Genomic DNA, 23,912 nt, shown 5'->3' with positions numbered 1-23,912 from the left:
TTAAAAAAAGCCTATATCAAATAGACTTTTCATTAGAACGGGGCTATAAAACGGAGCGTGTGCGCGCCATCTGGCAAATCCACTTTTATTTGGTGGTTTTTGGTCATTTGGACGGGGCCGTGGTTCGTTTTATAGCTGGCTGCGGTAGGAAGACAATAATCGTCTAGCCCCGTCATGATGCCATCTTGGACTTCACCGGACACGTACCACGGGTGGCCTAACCATTTTTCAGCTTCCCGAAATTCTGCACGCCGAATCATAGCACGGATATCCGTCGAACTCACTTTATTTTTTCCATCCTTTTTCACAGAAACAGCAGTCACACAAATATTAAAAGGCTTACAAAGCTCCGTTAAAAGATCCACATCGGAGGCGCGACCTTTCCCGAAGTTGAATTCTTCACCGACAATAATATGGGATAAATGAAGCGTGGTCAAATGTTCAGACACAAAAACTTCAGGTGTTGTTTCTGCATATTTTGGTGTAAAATCCGTTTCAAATAGCACGTCTACACCGTAATGCGCAAGCCAACGCTCCTTTTCTGTCCGTGGCGTAATCGCTTCCCGGTATTCGGGCAATTTTTTTAAAGCCCAGAGCGGGTGCGGGCTAAAACTTATAACGGAAAGCTGTTCGCCTGCCTGCTTGACTTGATGTGCTGCTTCCAAAATTTTCTGATGCCCGAGATGAATTCCGTCAAATTTCCCAATGGACAAAACTGCTTTTCGCTTATCGGGCACTGGCCCCATTTTCACATGATAAATCTCCATAAACTTCACTCCCACTCTTACTGTATACGCCGCGCTCAAAAAGCACAAATTATACGCTTACAATCACTTTTTTAAGCTCTGTCAGACGTTTTTCATCAAGAGAAAAACCACGTTTCACACAAATTTCCTGCGCTAGTTCTGAAAATAAATCAAACACTTCTTCCAAGTCATTTTTTTGGAATAAAAGCTGAATTTTGTTTAGCCACACTGATGGTAGCCAGTCGGCCATGCGCCGACCAAGGAAATGCGGCTTCTTACCATACAAATAGGCAATCTCCTCTAAGAGTGGCAGAAAATAATTTTCGCGAATGCCAGCTTTAAGTTGCCCAACAAACCAGAAATCCCCTCGCTTTGAAAACTTCGCCACATAATGCATCTCCAAGTAAAATTCATCAACCAGCGCCTGAAATCCCTTCTCATCAAGCCGCTCTTGTTCATCTTGCTGTAAAAACGAAATAAGTTTTCCGCCTAATTCTTTTTTATCAAGCAAAACTAAATATTTCTTGTAATACGGAAACGGGGATTCAAGTAGGCGGAGCGGCCAAAATGAAAAATCAACTTTTACGCCATTATCAAAAATAACAATGAGTGAGCGCATACCTTCTTGAGCAGGAAAATCAAGCGGCACAGTTACGAGCGGACGTCCTATTTTTTCAAGCCAAGTGAGATTTTTTGAAAAATCATGCTTTCCTTCAAACCAAACATTTATATCTAAATCTGACCATTCATCGATGTACTCTTTTTTTGCGAAAGAACCTTCTTGAACAAGCATTTTGACGCTTTCTTCCGTTTGGAAATACGTGACTATTTTTTGTAAAGTTTCTTCTCGTTTTATCATTTCGCACCTCTTTTTTATTGTTTTTCGATAAATTTATGTTGTTTTTTCTAAAACTATCCGTTATAATAAAAACATAGAAGTTCTACTTCTAATTTATCACATAAAACTTATATTTCGAAAGGATGGAAAGAAAATGAATACAGTATTTAAATATAGTGGTCCTGCTTTTATTGTTTTAGGTTTTATTTCTTTTGTTGTATCAATGATTGCTGGTGTTACAGTTGGCGCTGACGGGATTGTTCATGAACCCGGCTTAGCATATGTGGCTACGGGACTATTTAGTATCTACCTAGGAATTTTCCTTATTATTGTTTATTGGATTGTAAAACTTGTGAAAAAACGTTCGAATAAAAATGCCAATTAATATGCCATTCAAAAATCACCCCACCAAGCACCATCTCGTTAACTTGAGGTAGTGTTTGGTGGGGTGATTTCATGTATTGACTAATTATCCTTCCGATATTCTCTAATCACAACGATTCCTGCCGAACTGACGAGCAGCAAACCTAGAATCAACCACCACTCGGTATTACTTGAATCCCCAGTTTCAGGAAGTTTTGAGAAGTCTAAATGGTTAGAATTGCCGCCGTTCGTATGATTCGTTGGCGTTACATTTGGATTTTCATTTGCTTGGTTTATTGCTGTTAATTCAATACGTTTCGGCTTACCTGCAGCTTCAGCAACAATCTCAAATTGTATTTTTGATGCATTTAATTTATATCCATTTGGCGCCTTTGTTTCTACAAAGTAGTAACTTCCCGGCGAAAGGTTTGAAACCTGAATTCTCCCACTTCTATTTGCCACCAAATTGCTTTGCACAAGAGTTCCGTCCGCTTTATATAAATTAAAGACGGCACCTGGCAATGAATCACCTGAATCGCTCTTTTTCAGAAGCTCGACACTGCCTCGATAATTCACTAACGCATCTAACTGCATCACGCCCGGATCACCAGAAAATTCATCTGGAATCGTAAACATGACCGGAGTCGTATTCTTGATGTACCCACGAGGTGCACGAATTTCAATCAAACTGTACTCACCAGGTGCAAGATTATCCACTGAAATATGCCCATTACGATCAGAAACAACCCGTTTCACCAGATTTTGCTCAGAATCTCTAACTTCGAAAATAGCTCCGGGTAAAATTTGTCCAGACTCACTTTGCTTCACAGCTTCAATGCTGCCTGTATAATTTATAAACGGCCCTAGTGTAATATCTGGTATTTGACCTTCTGCCGTTTCAGAAACTGTAAACAAGATGGGGTCTGTATTTAATATATAGCCGGGCGGCGCAAAAGTTTCAGTCAACCGATAATCTCCCGGTAAAAGCCCATCAATTTCAAGTTGACCATTTAAATCTGTTTTCAATTCCTCGTCCGTTTGAATCGTATTCCATGAACCCGCAATATTTTGCTCCAATTTAAATGTTGCACCCACTAAAGGCTCACCTGAGGCGTTCTCCTTTTGAAGAATAACTTTATTTGGATTGTTGACAATTTCAATTGGCGCGGTACCTGACGTTGTTTCCGCATCAATGGTTACAACTTTTCCATTTGCAAGTTCATCGCTAATTGTATAGCCGACAGGTGCTTCAATTTCTTGTAGAATGTAGTCGCCATATGGAAGGTTACCGAAAGCTAACTCGCCATTCGCATCTACTGTTCCTTCTCTAAGGATAATCATTTTATCTTTAGTCCAAAGCCTGAATTTCGCTCCTGTCAGTTGCTCTCCCTCACCGTTAACCTTTTGGAAACGAATACCACCTGTCTCGCCAACAGCAGTCCCCGAGCCATTTATTACCACAACATCAACCGTATCATCTGCACCGTCGTTAATCGTCACATCATTATTCCCGTTCACCGTGACGTCATTTGTCAGTTTTTGTTCTGGCGCATTGCTTATGAATACAAATGAGCGATATTCAATAATGTATGGTGATTTAATTTGGTGTAGAAACTCAATCTTCAATTCCTGCTCCCCAGTTGCTGAGTCCGTTGTTAAAGAAACCGAGTAATCCGTTCCTTCTACTAGAGGTAAGTACGGATTTTTAACAATCGTACCATCAGGTTTCACAATCGTTCGGTACACAACAATCGAATTCTTGTCTATCGCTTGGTTCTTCGACGGGTGGTCTGTCACCACAACATCATTTAACGTCGAACCACTCGGATTCACAGTAATGGACCAATGCGCGAAACCATTTTCGTCCTGATAACCAGTTTTATTTACAAAATCTCCACCATTTTGGATAGAAACCTCAGCAGTTAAGTGATGCGGCGCGGCATCGCCATTTGTGAATGTAGCGTCATTATCATAAGTGGGCTCAATTACTTCACCATTTAATGATGTTTTAAATTCGACAATGTACGCTGCAGATTCCTCATTTGGAAATCGAACCGTAAGCGTTTGATTATTAACTTCAGAAGGTTCAATAATGGTGAAATCACCGTAGTTATCGACTTCATCTCCTTTTTCAACACTGCCATCTGGATTTACCGTATAATGATAAATTTTAACGGAGTCTGGCACAAATTGCTGATTTCCTAAAATTGGGTCCACGAGTACAGCATCTTTTAGTTCTTTCGAGTCATAATTAATGCCGATTGACCAAGTAATTCGAGAAGTCGTCGCATTGTAGCTCCCGTTTTTAAATCCATCATATTTCGCAGAATCATTCGGGTCAAACGTCGCTCCGTCACTGCTCGAATGCGTATCATCAGATTCATCTGTCCAAGAAGTAGTGGCATTGTTAGGGAAAATCCGATTTGGGTCATCCACCCCGTCGACACTCGTATTAAATGTTGTTTTGTAGGTGATACGGAAGTCATGATCAGTTCCAGCCGCATACGTATTTAAAAACTGGACAGTAAATTGAAGATTGGGTTCGTCATATACTAAGGAATAATCCTGATTTTCAACAAGTGTGGCACCTGTTACCATATCTGTCATGACGAATGTTTCAGGTAGCAAAGTCAAACCCGGACTGAGGTCATCAGTCATTTGCCAATTTTTCATCATATAATGATTTTTATTAATGTCGATTTGCCACGAAACCTCTTTTGCATCATAATCGACTGTCCCAAGCGTCTTAATGACGTTTTGTTGCACAATACCACCAGACGAGTTACTTGTATCTCCTGTATCCGTATTAATTGAATTATTAATCGTTACATTGTCATCAATAATCCCCGTTAATTGTGTCTGATACTTCATTTTTACTGCATAATCAATATCATGTAAAAAGACAATATCAAAGCCATTGCTTGTATTTTCGATTCTATAGTCGACGCCCTCGATTAGTTGCCTACCCTGAACTTCCGATCCATCTGGATTAAATGTGATTACATAAAGTTCTACAGAACCATCTACAAGTTTCATGCGACTATCTCCAAACTCATCGTGAAGTGTCGCATCTTCTTGCGCAATTGTCTTTTCACCGTAATTATATTTGACAGTCCATTCTGATGTTTGCGTATCTGGGTTATAGTTGCTCGCTTGTTTAGTCAAAAGAACACCGTATGAGCTCGCAACAGACGCTTTAGCTGGGAGTTCTGTCCCATCTGCATCTAGAATAGCCGTATTTTCAAATGTCTTATTCCCACCATTTTCAGGTTTCGCATCCTCATCAATTTTTGTTGTATATTCTAAGCGGTAAGCATCACTAATTGGCGTTGTAAACGTTACGTTACCCGCAGCATCTACTGTATATCCCGAAGTCACAAGCTCTGCACTCCCCGGATATATTTCCCCGTATAAATCTACTTCTACTTTATAGACTTTTACAGATTGATACGTTGTGCCCGGTGGAAAATTCTCATTCACAACAGCTTGATCAATCGTATCAAGCGCTTTATTAATATCCACTTGCCAATAAATATAATCTGGATTTAGTTCTTTATCAAAGTGACCACTTTTTTCAATGGTACTGTCTACAGCTGGTTTAACATTGATATCAACAGGTGGAATGTTATCTTCAAAAGGTATCTTAATCGTGATTTCTCCTGGACCATCAATATCTGCTGGGTTCAGCTGTGTGTCGAATTCCAAAGTCCCATGGACGTTGGAATTTTCATGAACTGCATCTGTAAAAACAAACTTTATCGTATTATCCGTACTCACTTCGACATCGGCATACGGATCAAGCGGTATAGTTTGATTTTGCGATACTTTTACTGTATCAGGTAATTGAAACGTATAATAATCCCCTGCATTAATTTCTGCCCCAACATCATTCGGTATCGCCCACGTGAATTTAAAATGAACATAATCGTTCACGGTTGGTTCAGCAATAGGATTTCCATCTGCATCAAAATAGGTTAATTCCATTCCTGTCAGTATGGTTGAATCTGCCTCTGAATAGCCTAAACTCGCAAAAATGTCTTTTACATCTTGTGGTTCATCTGCAGCAACTGCTCTTTGCTCAGGCTTTTCCCCCGAAGTGCTCGTTTGTCCATTTTCTGGCAACGTTTTAGAGTCGTCCGTTACGCTCGGCGTTTCCAGTTCACTTTCAATTTCGTTTGATTTAGCAGGTTCTTGATAAAGGGTGACTTCCTTGCTTAAATGATTCAAACTTGAAGAAAAATCGATGCGGTCTTTGTCAGCCGTAGTGCCATTTCCAAGGTAAGTTGCTGCAACATCAAATGTAATATCTGCTTCAAATTCAGCCGGTATATCAAAAAGCAATTGATTATCTTTAATTTCATAAGTTCCAACAGCTTGATTATTTGAATCTAAAATCGTTCCTTTATTTACTTCTTGTAACGAAAATTTTTCAGAAACGGAAATTGTTTCCCCTTTTAATTGTGTATCACTATTTTTAGCATGTGCTGTTACTTTAAATGTAAAATAATTATTTTGATCTGTAGCTCCTGCTGTCTGATTTAAGCTAACTAAATTGACACCCTCTTCTTTTGAATCAGCATTTACGATATACGGCAAAAACATTTGCGTGATAAGTAAAAAACTGAACAACAAATAGAATGCTTTTTTCAAACGAATCCCCCCCTGAATACGCTTCTTAAACATAAAATCTATTTGGATATTCCCCCGACTTTAAATAGTCAAACAAAAATCCGCTCATAACGAACGGATTTTAAAAAACTAACCTTTACTTGTCTTTCTTTCTAACTTTAGGTACTAGAAAACCAACAAGCCAGCCTAAAATTGCAGAAATAGCGATGACCATGAAAATTGGAATCGTCATTTTGCCGAATAATAAGTTGATTGTTACACTTTCTCTGTTTAGAATCATAAATAAAACTACAAGTGCAATGATAATACATATAACAATTAGCCTTATCGATATTTTTTTGGAATCGTCTTCCATGATGCTGCCCCCTTTTTTAATTTATTCTCCCCTTCTTTTCCCGTTTCTCTATGCAAGAAACGTTCTTTTTTTCAAATTAGCTTTTTTAAGGTGTTGTGTGCACGTAAATTTTAGGTTGGAAGTCTTCACCAGTTTGTGAATGCGTTCGCTGTCTGGATTTGCGATTGTTTAGTAGTAACCGCAAGCCATTTAAAATGACTAAAATCGTACTTCCTTCATGCCCGATGACGCCAAAAGGCAAGTTGATCGACTGGAATACGTTTAAAATGACAAGCGAAATAATAACTGCAATTGAAAAGAAAATATTTTGTTTCACGATGCGGGAAAGCCGCACGGAAAGCTTTCTGGCATAAGCCAGTTTTTCTAAATCATTTTTCATTAAAACAATATCTGCGGCTTCCATCGCAATATCGGTGCCCTCTCCCATCGCAACACCGACTGTCGCATGCGCAAGTGCGGGCGCGTCATTGATGCCATCGCCGACCATACAAACGCTGCCGTAAGTAGCTTTTAAATCGTTCATCACAGCCACTTTATTTTCCGGCAAACAACCTGCAATAACATAATCAATGCCAATTTCTCTTCCAATAGCAAGGCCGGTTTCCTCATTATCTCCTGTCACCATCACCGTTTGTATGCCATCGCTTTTTAGTGCTGAAATCGCCCGGACGGCTTCTCTGCGGGCCTCGTCTCGTAATGCGAGCACCGCAACCACTAAATTGTCTTTTGCCACATAAACGATTGTTTTCCCTTCTTTGGCTAAATTTTCGGCGTATTCATCTACATACTTGGCCGTGTTTTCTGCGCCTATAAAACGGGCTTTGCCGACTTTCCAGTTGTGACCTGCGTAAGCAGCCTGAACACCAAATCCGGGGACGTCTTCGGTTACTAAACCTTGCAAGTAGGTGGCGCCGCGGCGTCCTAGTGCATCTGAAATCGCTCTTGCTAGCGGGTGGGTGGAATTTTTCTCGAGCGTATAGACGACATTTAGTAGCTCATCTTGGTCTTCCGTTTCTAAAATAAAATCGGTAAGGCTGGGTGTGCCACGCGTTAAGGTGCCTGTCTTGTCAAAAGCCACTGCACGAACGCGCTTTAAATGCTCAAGGTGAACGCCCCCTTTAAACAAAATCCCATGTCTTGCCCCGTTTGAAATTGCGGCGAGTGTCGCGGGTGTAACGGAGGCGACGAGTGCGCACGGCGAGGCGACGGTTAGGAGAACCATGGCGCGGTAAAAGGTTTCATTCCACGTCCAACCGAGTGCGAAATGCGGCAAGAACAACATGATGCCGACTAAAACGAGCACGGCTTTGACATATTTGTCCTCGAAGCGCTCGATGAAAGCCGCTGTTTCAGAGGGCTGATTTTCAGCGTCTTGCACCATTTGAATGATTTGGCTAAACAGCGTTTCCCCTTCCGTTTTGCTGACAGAAACCGTAACGGCGCCAGTCAAATTGACGGTCCCGCCAAATACGTCAGCGCCATTTGATTTTTCTTTCGGCATTGATTCGCCGTTTATCGCGGATTCGTCCACGGTCGTTTCACCGCCACAAATCACGCCATCAATTGGAACGCGCTCACCCGGGCGAACTAAAATGAGATTGCCAATAGCTAGGTCACCGACGGGCACTTCTGTTAACTCTCCTTTTTCCCCTTGCAAAAAAGCGGTTTTAGGCTTTAAAGCCATCAATTTTGTGAGCTCGCGCTTGCTTTTGTTTGTCGTGTAAGTTTCAAGCGCCCCGCTTAGTGAGAAAATGAAAATCAAGACGGCCCCTTCCAGCCAGTATCCGATAATGGATGCACCTGTTGCGGCAAGGACCATCAGTAGTTCAACGTTCAACTTATGCGTTTTGATGGTATCCAAAATACCCGATTTCGCTTGCTCGAAACCACCGATAATGAAGGCCGTTATAAAAATAATCGCAATGCCCATTTCCGAAATTTTGCCTTCCAGTTGCCAGCCGATTAGTATGAGTATCCCACTCACAGCGGTTGCAATAAAAGCAACATTTTCTCTTATTTTTTGCATGTTTTCCCCATCCTTTCTATTTGAGAATCATTTTCGTTCCCCTAAAAAACACGAAAATCTGCTCCCACTAGCGTGAGAAACAGATTTACATTAAATTTATATTATTTTTTCACCTTTATTATACTAAATTTAGCAAGGTAATTCAATGGAACTGGCAATAAATTCACGAATTTAGCGAAAACTTTTCCATCGCTGTTGCCTGTTGTTCATAAATGGATTTATTTGTCATATCCGCTAACTTTTGAAGCGCAAGCACGGTTTCCTGTTTGAGCTCTTCAGAAATTTCGCCAGTGATTTTAATCGAGGAAAAACCAGTTGCGATGATGACTTGGTAGGATTGATAGATTTCTGTTTTATACGTTTGCTTTATTTCCTCCGAAAGGTTTTCACTTGCAGGAAAAAAGTGCATTTCCCAGTTCTCTTCGATTAACTCTTTCGGGTAAGCATCTAAATCTTCCAGCTCATCCGCTTCAATTAGTTCTTCTAAAAAAGCGAGCGTATCAGCACCTGTATCGTTTCCAAAGGGGGCCTCCTCTTGACTAATGTCGTAATAAATATCGGCTAGGAAAGCTTGTCGAAAATAAGGGTGCGAGGTTTCGCGCGTGACACCTGTTTCAGCATCATCAAAATACCAAGCAACAAGTTCCGTGATGTCTTTCCACCCCTCGATGTTTGGCGGAATTCCATTTGCATAGGCTTGAAAAAGATTGGTAAGTTCTTCAACATCCACCATTTTTCTTTGTAACTGTTTGAACGACTCATCACCGTTCTCAAAACGGATTTCAACCGTATAACTATCTTTTTCCTTCATCGCTTGAATATAGGAGCTCCCCGCTAAACTAGGCGTGGATTCTAGCACCAGCACTCGGCAATAGCCGCTTTCTAAGTCAGCCATCGCCGCATAAATTTTTGCTTCGTTCACTCGCGAATAAAATGTATGTTCATTCCATAATTCAAATTTCATACCATTCCCCTTTAAAAAAAGGCATAGAAAAAATCTTCTACGCCTTTCCAGTTTTCTTTACGGCAACACATTTCCAGCTGCACGGTAAATTTCATACCATTCTTCACGCGTCAACTCAATGTCAGCGCCTTTGCGAATTCCTGCAATACGTTCCGGGTTCATCGTTCCAAGCACCGTTTGAATTTTAGCCGGATGGCGTAATATCCAAGCCACCGCAATTGCTGAGTTCGAAACTTGATATTTCTCCGCCAATTGATTGACTGCTTGATTTAATTCCGGAAATTTCGGGTTATCCAAAAACACACCTTCAAAAAAGCCGTATTGGAACGGCGACCAGGCCTGAATTGTCATATCATTTAAACGGCTGTAATCCAAAATCCCGCTATCGCGCACAACTCCAGCATCAACCGTCATATTCACATTTAGCCCTGCATCAATCATGCCTGTGTGCATAATGCTAAACTGCAGCTGATTCACAAGCAAATCCTGCTCCACAGATTTCTTCAAAAGCTCAATTTGAAGCGGATTCTGATTACTCACACCAAAATGACGCACTTTCCCACTCTTTTCAAGTTCAAAGAAAGCTTCCGCTACTTCTTCTGGTTGAACAAGCGTATCCGGACGATGTAGTAACAGGACATCCAAATACTCCGTACGCAACCGTTTTAAAATCCCCTCAACTGAGTTTATAATATGTTCCTTCGAAAAATCAAAGAAGCCATTTCGAATCCCACATTTCGATTGCAAAATAAGTTTTTCGCGCGGTACAGAAGCCTTTTGAATCGCTTCTGCAAAAATTTCTTCCGATTTCCCACCGCCATAAATATCCGCGTGATCAAAAAAATTCAAGCCATTTTCAAGAGAAGTCTGAATCACTTTCTCTGCTTTTTCAACCGATAAATCAGCCATACGCATACAGCCAATTGCAATGCTAGGCGCAGCAAGTTTGCCACCAAGTTTTAACTGTTCCACTATTTCCACCTCTTTAATTAAGATACTTTCATTTTACCATTTCATGAAAACGATATCATCTTTTAATTAAAAAACTCGCCAAATCCCCTATTTTAAACAAGTGGCTGTTGCTTTTTAAGCTGTTTTATTATACAATAACTTTTGTCGTGGAGAAATACCCAAGTCCGGCTGAAGGGGACAGACTCGAAATCTGTTAGGCGGGTCTAACTCGCGCCGGGGTTCGAATCCCCGTTTCTCCGTTCGCACAAAAAGCCTTGATTTTTCAAGGCTTTTTGTTTTAAATAAAATAAGCAGAATCCTACTCAATTTTATAAAATACACATATATGGGAGAGAAAATCAACTTGGACAAAATTATAAATATCGTTATAAAATTTTATCGTAAACGACGTTATTCCATGGTGTTAACACTAATACTCACTATCTTATATCTTATCATCACTTTTGTTTCAAAAGCATTATTATCTCGAAGTGTTTTTTTAGTTTTCATAGAAATAACTAACTGGACATATTTAATTCTAGTCACGCTATTGATGCTTGGATTAATGCTTGCCCCAACCTATAAAAATTCCTATGAATATTTAAAAAAAGGCATGAATAGAAGAATTGGATTTGAAATTCAAGCCTTCGAAATTGACAGTAACAATTCATATAAAAAAAAGAATACATATCGTAAACTCAAAAAAATCAAAAGTAGTATTTTAAATTTATCTCCTGAAGAAAGACACTTGCTCTTAAGTTATTTTGAAGCAAAAAACAAAGCACCCATCCCTGTTTTCATACCTATTTTAGCTTCATTTCTTCTAGGACTTATTGGAAGTTTTATAACAGCGTACTTTAAATCTCCTTTAGAGATGTTAGGAACACTCTATATTACTTTTTTACTGTTTTCGGGACCAGCAATAAATTGGCTATTAACCAATCAACAGAGAAAACTTACCGAACAATATATCATTAGTTTAATCAAAAATGCGCCTAATAATTGGTAATAGAAAAACTTAGCAGGCACTAAAATGCCTGCTAAGTTTTTAATTCCGAATCATATAATCAAACGCGCCCAGCGCAGCTGTTGCACCTGATCCCATCGAAATGATAATTTGTTTATAAGCACTATCCGTACAATCCCCAGCAGCAAACACGCCTGGCACATTTGTCGCGCCGTGTTTATCTACTATAATTTCGCCCATTTTCGTGCGCTCCACAGTGCCTTCTAGCCATTCTGTGTTTGGTGCCAGACCAATTAAAATGAAGACGCCTTCCACATCAATATGCGTTTCTTCATTTGTTTCGCGGTCCACGTATGTTACGCCATTTACTTTGCTGTCACCCGTAATTTCTTTCGTTTGAACGTTTTTCAGCACCGTTACATTTGGTAAAGAGTATAGGCGTTTTTGTAACACTTGGTCTGCTTTTAATTCTGGCATAAATTCGAGCACCGTCACATGTTTGACGATTCCTGCGAGATCAATCGCGGCTTCAATTCCAGAATTACCGCCGCCCACAACGACGACTTTTTTTCCTTCAAAAAGAGGGCCATCGCAGTGCGGACAATACGCAACACCTTTGTTTTTAAACTCTTGTTCGCCAGGAACGCCGATATTACGCCATCTAGCACCCGTTGAAATAATTGCGGTTTTACTCGTCAATACGGCGCCATTTTCAAGCGTTACTTCCACTTGTTCATTTTTCGAAAGGCTTGCTACGCGAACGGATTTCATCACGTCAACATCATACTCGTTCACATGCTCCTCCACTTGCGCCATCAGCTTCGGACCTTCCGTATATTTCGTTCCAATCACATTTTCGATGCCTAAAGTCTCTAAAACTTGGCCACCAAAAGTTTCAGCTACGATACCCGTTCGAATACCTTTTCTAGCCGCGTAAATCGCCGCGCTAGCGCCAGCCGGCCCGCCACCAATGACGAGGACATCAAACGGTTCTTTTGTTTCAAACTCCGACGCGTCAGCTGCACCAGCAATTTTAGTTACGATTTGTTCGATTGTCATGCGGCCATTTCCAAATGGCTCACCGTTTGCAAAAACTGTCGGAACAGCCATAATGTTTTTCGCTTCGACTTCCGCTTTAAACATACCACCTTCAACCATCGTATGGCTAATATTTGGGTTTAAAATGCTCATGATGTTGAGTGCCTGAACGACGTCTGGGCAGTTGTGACATGTTAGGCTAACGTAAGATTCGAAGTGGAACGTTCCACTAATTTTTTTGATTTGCCGAATGATTTTCTCGTCCACTTTCGGTGCCCGGCCGCTCACTTGTAATATCGCTAAAACGAATGAAGTGAATTCGTGCCCGAGTGGAATGCCTGCAAAAACAATGCCCATATCTTCATTAACGCGTTCGACGCTAAAGCTAGGCGTTTTCGCAAGGCTCGCTTTTTCCATGTGGATTTTAGGCGACATCTCGGCAATTTCTGTTACAAATTCTGCCAGCTTCTCGGAGTTTTCATCTGCTGCGACACTTAACTTTAAGACAATATCTTGCTCAAGTAATTCCAGATAACCCGCTAGCTGTTCTTTGATTTCTTTTTCTAAAGGCATCTTTAGATTTTCCCTACAAGGTCAAGGCTCGGTTTAAGCGTTTCAGCGCCTTCTTTCCATTTCGCTGGGCAAACTTCGCCTGGATTATTCCGCACGTACTGACCTGCGCGAATTTTATCGATTAAAGTACTAGCGTCGCGACCAATACCATCTGCGTTAATTTCTACAGCTTGAACAACTCCGTCTGGATCAATAATAAATGTTCCGCGATTTGCTAAGCCTTCTTCTTCGTCCAGCACATCGAAAATATTTGAAATAGTGTGTGACGGATCGCCAATCATTATGTACTCGATTTTACCGATGGCATCTGAAGAATCGTGCCATGCTTTATGTGTAAAGTGCGTATCTGTAGAAACAGAATAAACTTCTACATCTAAATCTTGAAGCGTTTTATATTGGTCTTGCAAATCCTCAAGCTCTGTCGGGCAAACAAATGTGAAATCTGCTGGATAAAAGCAAACTACACTCCATTTTCCTTTAAAGTTTTCAGATGATACATCAATAAATTCACCTTGGTGGAATGCTTTCGCCGTAAATTCCTCTATTTCTTTTCCAATTAATGACATGTAAATTCCTCCTAAAAGCTTTAATTCGTGATTGCTCACTTTTAAATTATCATCTGATTTTAGGAAGATGTCAACAGTAAATTATAATATTTATAAACTAAAAATAAATACAAACTGAACATTCGAAGCTCAACATCAGCATGAAAACCTGATACAAAGCCATGTTCAGTTTGTGAAATCTAAAGCTAAATTTGTGATATTTTTTTCATTTTATCAATTAGCTTTCTATTTTTCTCTATCCACTCTTGCGTTAGGATGCTTATCTTCTATTAAATTTAACAAGACGCCCTGCTCTAAATAGGCTTTAAGTCCACTTAATACGAGCGTGTAGCCTTCCGTTGCATCAATAATCTCACTCAGTTCATCAAATTCACCATTTTGGATTTTAACGATAGTTTCAGTTTCTGAATACGCCTCAAACTTCCAAATCGTTTCTTTTGCATTCGCATGGCGGACGTGAATACGCTCATTTGGGATAATTTCTAAAACTAAAATTTCATCCGAGACACCATACATTTCCCAGTCCCACGTTACTTTTTGACCAACAACTAACTTACCGGAACTTTTGGTAAACCAAAACTTGGTTGTCACGTCTGGTTCAATAAAAGCTTCAAAAACGACCGCTACAGGTTTCTTAATTAGTAAACTCACATTCGTTTGCATAAGCTTCTCCCCCTTTTCTTCTATTGTAGTAAAAACTGTTTGTCCTCACAACTTTAATTCGCGTTCTGCTAGATTTTTATAGAAATCGGCTTCATGCGATACTAAAAGTAAGCTTCCTTTGTACGTTTGAAGTGCCTTCCTAAGCGCTGCTTTCGCAAGTGCATCCAAATGATTGGTCGGCTCATCTAAAATCAAAAAGTTCGTTTCAAGAAGAAGGAGCTCTGTTAGTTTTAGCTTGGACTGTTCGCCGCCGCTCAGTGTAGCAATTGGGCGTTCCACAAACTCGGCACGGATGCCGCTACGCGCTAAAATTTGCCGAACTTCTTTTGTCCCCTTTTCAGGAAACTTGTTTTTAATGTAGGCGAGGGGCGTCATTTCTGGTGCTTGGAAAACGAGGTCTTGCTCAAAGTAACCAATACGCACGTTTTTAGCAAAAACAGCTTTTCCAGAAAGGGCTTGAATTTTGCCAAGGATCGTTTTCAAAAGCGTGGACTTCCCTATGCCGTTGAACCCTGTAATCACAAGCTTTTCGCCGGCATGCACGTAGAAATCAAGCTCGGGCAAAAGCGCTTTTTGATAGCCAACTAAAAGTTTTGATACGACTAGGCTTTCGCCACTAACTACGCCCGTTTTTTCTTTAAAAATAAAGCGAGGTTTTTCGTGGAACGTCGGAGGGGCAATCCGTTCCAGCCGATTCAATTGTTTTTGCCTCCCCCGCGCCATTTTTGAATGAACACCCGCCTTGTTTTTCCGAATATACGCTTCCGTTTCCGAAATTTTCCTTTGCTGTTTCGTATATTCACGCGTATAGGCTTCTTGTAAATGCGCTTTTTGTCCTAAAAATGCTTGATAGTTTCCCGTATACTTTTTAATCGTCCCAAATTCAACATCTAAAATATGCGTCGTCACTGCCTCTAAGAACGCCTGGTCATGCGATACCACAATAAACGCACCTTCCGCAGATTGCAATACGCCTGAAAGCCACTTAATATGGAATTCATCTAAAAAGTTCGTCGGTTCATCTAAAATCAGAACATCTGGCGCTTCGAGTAGTAGCTTCGCCAAAATCACCTTGGCGCGTTGACCGCCGCTTAAACTTTTCACTTGCTGCCCTAAAAACGCATCAATCCCTAGCCCCCGCGTCACTTCCGCAATTTTTCGGTCAATCCCGTAAAAATCCATTTGGAGTAGTGTTTCTTGGATTTTCGCTGCCATTTCAATTGCTTCTGCATCACCAGTCGCGTACAGCTCATTCATTTTTTCTTCTTTATGAAAGAAATCCGCAAAGGCAAGCTTCAAATAAGCTTCGATGTCGTGATCGCCGTCCACTTCCGCATATTGGTCTAAATGCCCAATTTGTAAGCCTTGTTGCCACTTGATGACACCATTATCTGACAAAAGCTGTCCAAGTAGAATTTGTAAAAGCGTGCTTTTGCCTGCGCCGTTTTGACCTACGACACCAACATGTTCTCCTTTGTAAATACTAAATTCCGCTTCTTTATATAGTAAGCGATCTGGAAAACTTTGCGTTAAATTTCTCACTTCTAAAATACTCATTTCAATCTCCTCTTTCGAACAAAATAAAAAAACAGGAAGCGTTCCGTTCGCCTCCTGTTTCCTATCAAAACAAAAGGCCAAAGACAAGCGCACTTGTCTTTGGCCTTTTAAATAAATTTCAGTCACTGTCGGTAAAAATACAACACAAATAAACTACCTCAATTTGCGGCTTTTACCGACAAGGAATTTCGAATTTATTAGCCTCTACACAATGCCTTGTCGCATTCAGTTGTGCAGAGGAAATCTTTTCTACTAACGGTACAATTAATCTCAATTTCAACACTTCCTGTTCATTAGCAGAATAAACCATATTTTAATTTCTGTCAAATGCGTTTTAAACAAACCGAAAAAAGGTATAAGAACGTTAATTAGAAAGAAAGGGGAATTTTTATGTGGCTCTATGAAAAATCTGTAGCTGAACGTATTGTTTCTGCCCCTATTGACAGAGTTTGGGAACTATTAGCCAATCGTAGTAATGTATCTTGGCGGACAGATATTATACGTGTAGAAACTGAACCTTCCTCAAATAAAATAACTGAATTTTATCCGAACGGGCAAAAACTGGAATTCCATATCATTGATGAACAACCTACTAAATATCGCGTTTATAAAATTAAACATCGCTTTTTTAGCGGCTACATTTGGGAGGAATATAAGACGGCGAAGGACAACCAAACGCGCGTCATTATTACGGAGAAAATTCGAATGAACAACGACCTACTAGGCGTTATCTCCCGGCTTGCTTTAAACTTAGAACAAGGGCAGGTCAAGTACTTGCATGACATTGAAATGGTTTTAACGCGTTAAAAGTCGCCTGACCTTTCCAACTCGTGTATACTAAAAATAGTTAAACGTTTTTTGGGGGGCTTTATGATGCACATACGACAAATGGGACTGTCTGATGCAGAGGACTTACTTGCGCTCGAACTGCGCAACCGGGAATTTTTCCAAAACTACACAGGGCTAAGAAATGAAGAATTTTATACGCTTGCTGGACAAAAAAGACGCATCATGCAAGCCATGTCAGACCGCGAAAAAGATCAAGCTTATTCGTATCTAATTGAAGATGATCAAACTATCATCGGTCTTATCGCGCTCACTGGTGTACTGCGCCATAGTTTGCAAAGCGCTTGGATTGGTTACTTTTTAGATAAAGAAATGAATGGCCGTGGTTATATGACTGAAGCGGTCAAACAAGTTGTTGAAATCGCCTTTTCTGAGCTAAAATTGCACCGTCTTGAGGCTGGTGTCATGCCGCACAATATTCGGAGCATGCGTGTTTTAGAAAAAGCTGGCTTTGAAAAAGAAGGTATTGCACGGAAAAATGTTAAAATTAACGGAAAATGGGAAGATCATATGACGCTTTCCATTCTTAATCCGGAAGATATTTAAACGAGGCAAATGACAAACGGCCATATTCGCCGTTTGTCATTTGCCTTTCTTTTTCGCCTCGTAATAGCCTAGTTTAAAGAAATCATACCATTCCAAAATTTCCTCTTTCGGGAAGGCTTCCATCGCAAGCATAACTTCCTTCCCAAACTCAAAAATGGCGGAACCATTCGCTGTAACGATTAAGCCATCTCGAACGGCTTGCTTTTCTTCAAAGTGTTTTTCGCCTTTATAAACGGGCAATTCCCGCAACTCCTCTAAATAATTCGCTGTATGTTGCACTTCATTTAGAACGCCATGCGAGCCAATGAAATAAGCCGCATCACAAATCGCACCTAAGACGGCGTTGCGCTTAATTGCATAGTGCACGAGTTCCATAACATCTTCGCTTTCTTTTTTGCGCCATGAATTTCCGCCAATCAAAATAAGTGCCACAAAATCTGTTGGGACTTCATTTAGCGCGTAGTCGGGCAGCACCGTAATTCCGCCAATGGACTTAATGGGTTCTTTTGAAAGGGACACGGTTTCTACTAAATAACGCTTTTCCTCGCCATTTTCTGGTGTTTCATTGATAGCCGCTGCAAGGGAGGCAATTTCCCAATCGGCAAATTCGTCGAGCAACACAAATAGTACTTTTTCCAAGACTACCACTCCTTTTTCTAAAAAAAACAGCCTGATTCCTGCTTTTAAGAAATCAAGCTGTTTTTAGTAATGTTCCACCGTGGCGTTTTTTTAAACGATATCAAAGTTTTCAATAATTTTATTTTCTTCTGCAGCTTTAAAAATCGCTTCGATTAAAATCAATACGCGGTAAACTTCTGCATTTTTAATAATTGGTTCTGCCTGATTTAAAATGACGTCCGCAAAATTGTTATACAGGCTCGTCTCCATTTCAAGTGGTGCCGGCAGCGAAACGGTTTCCGTCGCCTCTTCGGAAGGTGGCGCCATCGTTTTGGTTAGGCCTTGCCCTGCTTGAATCGGTGTCGGCTCGGAATTATGCAGATTTTCCATTGCAATTACCATCTCCCCGCTCATATCCCAGTCGCGAATGACCGCCGTTCCGTTCGTGCCGAGGACATACCAGCGTGGTAGCTTAATAAAGTTCGTCGTCCCCACTTCAATATGCGCCGTCACACCATTTTCAAACGAAATTAAACTCGTAAAACCATCGTCCACTTCATCTCCTAAAATAAAGCTTAGGTTCGCAGACACACTCTTGATGCGCGAATCAACCATAAATAGCAGCTGATCGAGCAAATGAACGCCCCAGTCAAGTACCATGCCGCCACCTTGCGCTTTCAAATGACGCCAGTCACCCGGAATACCATTTGCCCCTTGCACGCGCGATTCAATTCGAAATACATCGCCAATTGCTTTCTCCTGAAGCATGCGTTTTATGATCAAGAAATCCTGATCCCAGCGCCGATTTTGATGCACCATAAACGTCCGCCCAGTCTTCTTTGCCACCGCTAAAATTTCTTTTAGCTCCTCGCTATTTAGCGTAACCGGCTTTTCACATAAAACGTGCTTGCCAGACTCTAACGCGCGAATGACTAGCTTTTTATGCACATCATTTGGTGTCGCAATTAAAACCGCATGAACCGACTCGTCAGCCAAAACTTCCTGATAGCTCCGATAAACGCGCAAGCCTTTTTCACGAATTTTTTCGTGCACATTTTCATCAATATCATAAGCCCCAACAGGAACAACATGGTCGCTCATTTTAGCAAGCTCCACATGGTACGTCCCCATGCCACCGAAACCAACAATAACTAAATTCACCTTTTCCATTATGCCCACCACATATCTTGCGGCGTATCACGAATCAAAATCGAACGCAAATTCGTTACCGCGCGCTTGAAACCTTCGTCAATCGACATGAGCGGATCTTCATGCTCAATACTCACAACATAATCATATCCGTACGTACGAAGCGCACTCATCATATCAGACCATTCTGCGAGGCTATGACCACACCCCACTGAACGGAATGTCCACGCACGCGTTTTTACTTCCCCATAAGGTTGCATATCTGTAAGGCCATACATATTAATATTATCTTGGTCTAAATAGGTGTCTTTCGCATGGAAATGATGAATCGCACCGGCTTCGCCTAAAATTTTAATTGCGCCAACCGGATCAATCCCCTGCCACCAAAGATGACTTGGGTCAAGATTGACCCCAATTGCATCGCTCGTTTCTTCCCGTAATTTTAAAATTGTGTAAGGTGTGTGGCAAAGGAAGCCGCCGTGTAGCTCGATACCAATTTTGATGCCATGCTCCTCCGCCAATTTGCCAATTTCTTTCCAATACGGGATGAGTTTCGTTTCCCACTGCCACGTTTTCATGTCGCTATAAACCGTCGGCCAAGGAATGACAGGCCAGTTTGGCGCCTTCGCTTCGTCTGAATCCCCTGCAGTCCCCGAAAACGTATTGACAACCGGAACGCCTAAAAGTGCCGCCAACCTAATTGTTTTCCGCAAAATCAGATCCGCCGCCTCGCGTTCCTCTTTAACAGGCGAAATCGGATTATCATGACAGCTTAGCGCACTAATTTGAATCCCGCGCTCTTGAAATTTCGCAAGATACGCCTCGCGCGCAGCAGCACTTTCCAAAAGCTCATCAGTTGGGCAGTGATGATTCCCAGGATTTCCTCCCGTTCCAATTTCCACCGCGTCAAGCCCGCTTTCTTTCGCCTTATCTAGCATTTCCTCTAAACTTAAATCCGCAAATAGCGGCGTAAAAACTCCTAATTTCATCGCTCATTACTCCTTTCCAATTGTATAAAATGGTTGCTGATTCCCATACTCTGGATACGTCTTGCGATTTTCCGAACACCATTTAACCCCGTTTACAATCACCTTTTGCACCCATTCATGGTGATAAGTTGGGTAGGATTCGTGGCCTGGTTGGAAGTAAAAAATTCGCCCGTTGCCGCGTTTATACGTAATTCCGCTCCGGAATACATTTCCGCCTTCAAACCAACTTAAGAACACCGTTTCATCAGGCGCTGGAATATCAAAATGCTCGCCGTACATTTCTTCTTTTTCAAGCTCAAACGATTCTGGAATGCCTTCTGCAATCGGGTGACTCGGATCGACCACAAAAAGCCGCTCGCGCTCGTCCGCCTCACGCCACTTCAAATCGCAACTTGTGCCCATAAGACGCATAAAAATTTTCGACATGTGCCCCGAGTGAAGCACAACAAGTCCCATACCACGGAGAACATGCTTTTGCACACGCGAAACAATTTCTTCCGATACCTCGCCATGCGCCATATGCCCCCACCAAATCAAACAATCGGTTTTGTTTAAAACGTCTTCCGTAAGACCGTGTTCAGGCTCATCAAGCGTGGCCGTCTGCGTATCGAAGCCCGCCGCCTTTAGAAATGACGCTATCTGACCATGAATCCCATCCGGATAAATGCTTTTCACGACCTCGCTTTCTTTCTCATGGCGAAACTCATTCCAAACTGTGACTTGTGTCATTTTGCTACCATCCCTTCTAGGCTACGAAAGCCCGTTTCAATGCTCTCAAGCGGCTCGAATTTCTGAAACGCTTCCTGTTCCACAATAAGCCATTCCGTGCCATTTTTACGTGCCGCATCAACAAAACTTTGGATATTTAAATCGCCATTTCCGATTTCAGTGCTTTCGTCGCCTAAACGGTCTTTCAAATGCACAAGCGACATTCTGGTTTTGTATTTTTCCATGTAATCGGGCGCCGACACACCCGCAAATTCCGCCCAATACGTGTCCAGTTCGAGCGAAATATGTGGCGCTTTTTCGAGCAAAAAGTCTAAAATATATTGGCCGTCAATCATTCGAAATTCATGTGCATGGTTGTGATAGCTAAACGTCATGCCCGCCTGTGTCGCGACTTGCGCAATTTGTTCAAACTGTTCAGCCAGTTCCGCCCACGCTTCAGCCGATTTAAAATCCGCATATGGACAAACGATATGTTTATTACCAAGCGTTTTTTCGTAGTCAATCACTTCACGAATGTTGCCAAGCAAGCGTTCAAGCGGAATGTGCGAACCTGCTACCGCAAGATTAAGTTCCGCGAGCTTCGCCTTCAAATCCGCCGCACTCACGCCGTAATAACCCGCAAATTCAACGCCGTCGTAGCCCATTTCCGCAATTTTTTCAAGTGTTCCAAAAAAATCGCGTTCTGCATCTTCCTTCACACTCCACATTTGCAGTCCGATTTTTTGTTTCATCAAAACCCCCTACTTTCTAATTAAAAAATACCGGTTTTCCAGTTTTTGCCGATTCATAAATGCCTTCTAGAATTTGTGTCACAACTAGTGCCTGCTCTGGCCTAACGACTGGATCGCGACCCTCCCGAAGTGCCTCAATCCAAGCTTGTGCTTCAAGAACAGCTGGATCCTCACCCGTGCCATCATAGAAATCCACGCCACCAGTTTCAAGGTCAATTTTTTTCTCATATGTTAAACCGTGCGCCTCACCATTAATTCGTAGGCCATCTTCCATATCCGCACCGCCTAGCGTCCCTGAAAGCACCGTTTTCGCTTCCCCAACGTCTAGCGTATTCAGCGCCCAGCTCGCTTCAAGCACAATTGTTGCGCCGTTCTCCATCGTAATAAAACCAAACGCCGAATCTTCCACAGTAAATTTGGCTGGATCCCAAGAACCCCAAGCATTGGCCGCATTTTCCGTCCCTGAAAGTTTATGGTAGCTATTTCCAACTACATATTTCGGCTTATAGTTATCCATCATCCATAATGTTAAATCAAGCGCATGTGTGCCAATATCAATCAGCGGGCCGCCGCCTTGAGCTTCCTCGTCTAAAAATACGCCCCATGTCGGTACAGCTCGTCTACGAATTGCTTTCGCCTTCGCATAATAAATATCGCCCAGTTCCCCGTCCGCGCAAACCGTATGTAAATAACGAGAATCTTTGCGGAAACGATTTTGATACCCAATGGTTAATTTCTTCCCTGTTTCCTTTGCCGCATCAATCATCGCCTGAGCTTCCTTAGCTGTTTTCGCCATCGGTTTTTCACACATCACATGTTTATCCGCATGTAACGCCGCAATTGTAATTTCGGCATGCGAAATATTCGGCGTACAAACATGAATCACATCAATACTTTTATCCGTTAACAGTTCTTTGAAGTTCGTGTATACGCTTGCATTTTCTGTCCCAAAATCACGTTTTGCCGCCTCTGCACGTTCTGGAATAATATCGCAAAAAGCGACCATTTCCACACCTTCAACTTGCGCCAAACTAGGCATATGTTTTCCGTTTGCAATACCACCACAACCGATAATTCCAATCTTCATAAAAAAATCCCCCATTCGTTTTGTATAGCCTTATCATACAAAACAAATGAGAGAAATTCTTCCTACTTTATTGTCCGATTCTTCTCGTATATTGTCTTCCTGAATTTAAGTGGCGCAATTCCCATCGCTCGCTTAAAAGCATGGTGGAACGTTTTGACGCTACTAAAGCCCGTCATTTCCGCAACTTCCGTAATTGGATAGGCTTCATTTATTAAAATCCATTTTGCTTTATTTAAACGATAATCATTTAAAAAGGTAACAAAAGTCATACCCGTGTTGCGTTTAAAAAACTTTGTGAAGTAATACGTGCTAAAGCCAGTCAAATCAGCCATTTCCTGTAAAGCAATTGGCTCTTTGTAGCGCTGTTCAATATAAGAAAAAATTTCATCAAGCATCTCTAACGTTTCCTGCGATTTCAAAACGGCCTCGCCTTGAAACAAGTTATCTGGAATAGCTTCATTTTTTGGCACTTCGCGGTATAGCAAAACGAGCATCTCCAACATTTTGGCCTTTGTCGCATATTCAAATCCGTCTTTCTGCTTTTGCTCTTCTTCGTGAATCGCCAAAATCAGTTCGCGCATCTTCGAACGAATCGGATCGTCCCAGTGCCTGCTTGAGCTTACGCATGTTTGAAACAAACGCCGTAAATCGGCTTGCTCATCTGACTTCTTATCTTGTTGGAAAAACGCCAAATCAAATTGAATCACGATTCGCTCGCTGTTCGGGGAACCAAGAAAATAATGTACATCGCCGCCATTAATGATTTGAATTTCTCCCGCATTCATCTGAATCGGCACATCGTTCACACCTAAATTCAAACTGCCACGAAGCACATAAATGATTTCGATTTCTTTATGCCAATGAGGATACACAAGCACTTCGCCATCATTTGTAAATGTACGAAACGGAAAATTTTTGTCCAAATTCGGGATTTCAAGATAATTGCCCATCGTATATGCTCCTTTTTCCTTAGGCTTCTCA

22 protein-coding genes and 1 tRNA gene are annotated in these 23,912 nt (G+C 41.5%); 5 read left to right on the top strand and 18 right to left on the bottom strand.

The window, feature by feature from the left end; all coding sequences use genetic code 11:
- Positions 1-32: 32 nt before the first annotated feature.
- A complete protein-coding gene (locus BN1609_RS03225; protein ID WP_088825529.1) occupies positions 33-767 on the bottom strand; it encodes an FAD synthetase family protein in 735 nt (244 codons plus the stop codon).
- A 49-nt stretch (positions 768-816) separates the two neighbouring features.
- Positions 817-1,605, bottom strand: a complete 789-nt coding sequence (locus BN1609_RS03220) for an aminoglycoside 6-adenylyltransferase (protein WP_088809276.1) — start codon at positions 1,603-1,605, stop codon at positions 817-819.
- Between the two features lie 133 nt (positions 1,606-1,738).
- Between BN1609_RS03220 and BN1609_RS03215 the strand changes: the two genes are divergently transcribed.
- On the top strand, positions 1,739-1,969 hold the full coding sequence (locus BN1609_RS03215) for a DUF3955 domain-containing protein (protein WP_088809277.1): 231 nt from the start codon (positions 1,739-1,741) through the stop codon (positions 1,967-1,969).
- Positions 1,970-2,049: 80 nt separating this feature from the next.
- On the opposite strand, the gene BN1609_RS03210 is transcribed toward BN1609_RS03215, so the two are convergent.
- The 5 genes from BN1609_RS03210 to BN1609_RS03190 all read right to left on the bottom strand — a co-directional run bounded on the left by BN1609_RS03210 (position 2,050) and on the right by BN1609_RS03190 (position 10,893).
- Complete coding sequence (locus tag BN1609_RS03210; protein ID WP_159458322.1) at positions 2,050-6,597, bottom strand: LPXTG cell wall anchor domain-containing protein; 4,548 nt, start codon at positions 6,595-6,597, stop codon at positions 2,050-2,052.
- Between the two features lie 115 nt (positions 6,598-6,712).
- Positions 6,713-6,931: a lipopolysaccharide assembly protein LapA domain-containing protein gene (locus BN1609_RS03205; protein ID WP_088809279.1), complete on the bottom strand. Its 219-nt coding sequence runs from the start codon at positions 6,929-6,931 to the stop codon at positions 6,713-6,715.
- An 85-nt stretch (positions 6,932-7,016) separates the two neighbouring features.
- Complete coding sequence (locus tag BN1609_RS03200; protein WP_088809280.1) at positions 7,017-8,957, bottom strand: heavy metal translocating P-type ATPase; 1,941 nt, start codon at positions 8,955-8,957, stop codon at positions 7,017-7,019.
- A 163-nt stretch (positions 8,958-9,120) separates the two neighbouring features.
- Positions 9,121-9,921, bottom strand: coding sequence for a hypothetical protein (locus tag BN1609_RS03195; RefSeq protein WP_088809281.1), 801 nt, complete (start codon positions 9,919-9,921; stop codon positions 9,121-9,123).
- A gap of 57 nt (positions 9,922-9,978) precedes the next feature.
- On the bottom strand, positions 9,979-10,893 hold the full coding sequence (locus tag BN1609_RS03190; RefSeq protein WP_088809282.1) for an aldo/keto reductase family oxidoreductase: 915 nt from the start codon (positions 10,891-10,893) through the stop codon (positions 9,979-9,981).
- Between the two features lie 148 nt (positions 10,894-11,041).
- On the opposite strand from BN1609_RS03190, the gene BN1609_RS03185 reads away from it, so the two are divergent.
- Both BN1609_RS03185 and BN1609_RS03180 read left to right on the top strand, forming a co-directional pair.
- Positions 11,042-11,132 (top strand) — tRNA-Ser (locus tag BN1609_RS03185).
- Between the two features lie 104 nt (positions 11,133-11,236).
- Positions 11,237-11,881: a hypothetical protein gene (locus BN1609_RS03180; protein WP_088825525.1), complete on the top strand. Its 645-nt coding sequence runs from the start codon at positions 11,237-11,239 to the stop codon at positions 11,879-11,881.
- Positions 11,882-11,920: 39 nt separating this feature from the next.
- On the opposite strand, the gene ahpF is transcribed toward BN1609_RS03180, so the two are convergent.
- The 4 genes from ahpF to BN1609_RS03160 form a co-directional block, all read right to left on the bottom strand.
- The gene (gene ahpF / locus BN1609_RS03175; RefSeq protein ID WP_088825524.1) at positions 11,921-13,450 is read right to left on the bottom strand and encodes an alkyl hydroperoxide reductase subunit F; all 1,530 of its coding nucleotides are present in this window, start codon (positions 13,448-13,450) and stop codon (positions 11,921-11,923) included.
- A 2-nt stretch (positions 13,451-13,452) separates the two neighbouring features.
- Positions 13,453-14,016: an alkyl hydroperoxide reductase subunit C gene (ahpC, locus tag BN1609_RS03170; RefSeq protein WP_088809285.1), complete on the bottom strand. Its 564-nt coding sequence runs from the start codon at positions 14,014-14,016 to the stop codon at positions 13,453-13,455.
- 225 nt (positions 14,017-14,241) lie between these two features.
- Positions 14,242-14,679 (bottom strand): SRPBCC domain-containing protein, encoded by a 438-nt coding sequence (locus BN1609_RS03165; protein ID WP_088809286.1) that lies wholly within the window; start codon positions 14,677-14,679, stop codon positions 14,242-14,244.
- Between the two features lie 45 nt (positions 14,680-14,724).
- Positions 14,725-16,236, bottom strand: coding sequence for an ABC-F family ATP-binding cassette domain-containing protein (locus BN1609_RS03160; protein ID WP_088840525.1), 1,512 nt, complete (start codon positions 16,234-16,236; stop codon positions 14,725-14,727).
- Between the two features lie 390 nt (positions 16,237-16,626).
- Between BN1609_RS03160 and BN1609_RS03155 the strand changes: the two genes are divergently transcribed.
- Both BN1609_RS03155 and BN1609_RS03150 read left to right on the top strand, forming a co-directional pair.
- A complete protein-coding gene (locus tag BN1609_RS03155) occupies positions 16,627-17,043 on the top strand; it encodes a hypothetical protein (RefSeq protein WP_088809288.1) in 417 nt (138 codons plus the stop codon).
- 66 nt (positions 17,044-17,109) lie between these two features.
- Entirely contained in the window at positions 17,110-17,628 is a 519-nt protein-coding gene (locus BN1609_RS03150; RefSeq protein ID WP_240310317.1) for a GNAT family N-acetyltransferase, read from the top strand.
- A 36-nt stretch (positions 17,629-17,664) separates the two neighbouring features.
- Here the strand turns inward: BN1609_RS03150 and BN1609_RS03145 are convergent, their stop codons facing one another.
- From BN1609_RS03145 to BN1609_RS03115, 7 genes are all read right to left on the bottom strand, one after another.
- Positions 17,665-18,267, bottom strand: coding sequence for a DJ-1/PfpI family protein (locus tag BN1609_RS03145; protein WP_088840502.1), 603 nt, complete (start codon positions 18,265-18,267; stop codon positions 17,665-17,667).
- 90 nt (positions 18,268-18,357) lie between these two features.
- Positions 18,358-19,416, bottom strand: coding sequence for a Gfo/Idh/MocA family protein (locus BN1609_RS03140; RefSeq protein WP_088840501.1), 1,059 nt, complete (start codon positions 19,414-19,416; stop codon positions 18,358-18,360).
- Complete coding sequence (locus tag BN1609_RS03135) at positions 19,416-20,384, bottom strand: sugar phosphate isomerase/epimerase (protein ID WP_088809292.1); 969 nt, start codon at positions 20,382-20,384, stop codon at positions 19,416-19,418. The genes BN1609_RS03140 and BN1609_RS03135 overlap by 1 nt, the downstream gene beginning before the upstream one ends.
- Before the next feature lie 6 nt (positions 20,385-20,390).
- Positions 20,391-21,113, bottom strand: coding sequence for a ThuA domain-containing protein (locus BN1609_RS03130; RefSeq protein ID WP_088809293.1), 723 nt, complete (start codon positions 21,111-21,113; stop codon positions 20,391-20,393).
- Complete coding sequence (locus BN1609_RS03125; RefSeq protein ID WP_179946618.1) at positions 21,110-21,844, bottom strand: sugar phosphate isomerase/epimerase; 735 nt, start codon at positions 21,842-21,844, stop codon at positions 21,110-21,112. The genes BN1609_RS03130 and BN1609_RS03125 overlap by 4 nt, the downstream gene beginning before the upstream one ends.
- 16 nt (positions 21,845-21,860) lie before the next feature.
- A complete protein-coding gene (locus BN1609_RS03120; RefSeq protein ID WP_088825517.1) occupies positions 21,861-22,931 on the bottom strand; it encodes a Gfo/Idh/MocA family protein in 1,071 nt (356 codons plus the stop codon).
- Positions 22,932-22,993: 62 nt separating this feature from the next.
- Positions 22,994-23,881 (bottom strand): AraC family transcriptional regulator, encoded by an 888-nt coding sequence (locus BN1609_RS03115; protein WP_088809296.1) that lies wholly within the window; start codon positions 23,879-23,881, stop codon positions 22,994-22,996.
- Positions 23,882-23,912: the final 31 nt, after the last annotated feature.

Origin of the sequence: Listeria sp. ILCC797, from assembly GCF_900186185.1 — a bacterium.
Lineage (GTDB): Bacteria > Bacillota > Bacilli > Lactobacillales > Listeriaceae > Listeria > Listeria goaensis.
Note: the sequence above shows the minus strand (reverse complement) of the source record. Positions and strands in the feature narration are given on the sequence as shown.

Coding starts and splice junctions, on each gene's coding strand:
- BN1609_RS03205 (WP_088809279.1), bottom strand. CDS start 6,931: ATGGAAGACGATTCCAAAAAAATATCGATAAGGCTAATTGTTATATGT.
- ahpF (WP_088825524.1), bottom strand. CDS start 13,450: ATGCCTTTAGAAAAAGAAATCAAAGAACAGCTAGCGGGTTATCTGGAA.
- BN1609_RS03215 (WP_088809277.1), top strand. CDS start 1,739: ATGAATACAGTATTTAAATATAGTGGTCCTGCTTTTATTGTTTTAGGT.
- BN1609_RS03140 (WP_088840501.1), bottom strand. CDS start 19,416: ATGGAAAAGGTGAATTTAGTTATTGTTGGTTTCGGTGGCATGGGGACG.
- BN1609_RS03195 (WP_088809281.1), bottom strand. CDS start 9,921: ATGAAATTTGAATTATGGAATGAACATACATTTTATTCGCGAGTGAAC.
- BN1609_RS03135 (WP_088809292.1), bottom strand. CDS start 20,384: ATGAAATTAGGAGTTTTTACGCCGCTATTTGCGGATTTAAGTTTAGAG.
- BN1609_RS03165 (WP_088809286.1), bottom strand. CDS start 14,679: ATGCAAACGAATGTGAGTTTACTAATTAAGAAACCTGTAGCGGTCGTT.
- BN1609_RS03200 (WP_088809280.1), bottom strand. CDS start 8,957: ATGCAAAAAATAAGAGAAAATGTTGCTTTTATTGCAACCGCTGTGAGT.
- BN1609_RS03120 (WP_088825517.1), bottom strand. CDS start 22,931: ATGAAGATTGGAATTATCGGTTGTGGTGGTATTGCAAACGGAAAACAT.
- BN1609_RS03220 (WP_088809276.1), bottom strand. CDS start 1,605: ATGATAAAACGAGAAGAAACTTTACAAAAAATAGTCACGTATTTCCAA.
- BN1609_RS03150 (WP_240310317.1), top strand. CDS start 17,110: ATGCACATACGACAAATGGGACTGTCTGATGCAGAGGACTTACTTGCG.
- BN1609_RS03225 (WP_088825529.1), bottom strand. CDS start 767: ATGGAGATTTATCATGTGAAAATGGGGCCAGTGCCCGATAAGCGAAAA.
- BN1609_RS03115 (WP_088809296.1), bottom strand. CDS start 23,881: ATGGGCAATTATCTTGAAATCCCGAATTTGGACAAAAATTTTCCGTTT.
- ahpC (WP_088809285.1), bottom strand. CDS start 14,016: ATGTCATTAATTGGAAAAGAAATAGAGGAATTTACGGCGAAAGCATTC.
- BN1609_RS03125 (WP_179946618.1), bottom strand. CDS start 21,844: ATGAAACAAAAAATCGGACTGCAAATGTGGAGTGTGAAGGAAGATGCA.
- BN1609_RS03155 (WP_088809288.1), top strand. CDS start 16,627: ATGTGGCTCTATGAAAAATCTGTAGCTGAACGTATTGTTTCTGCCCCT.
- BN1609_RS03160 (WP_088840525.1), bottom strand. CDS start 16,236: ATGAGTATTTTAGAAGTGAGAAATTTAACGCAAAGTTTTCCAGATCGC.
- BN1609_RS03130 (WP_088809293.1), bottom strand. CDS start 21,113: ATGACACAAGTCACAGTTTGGAATGAGTTTCGCCATGAGAAAGAAAGC.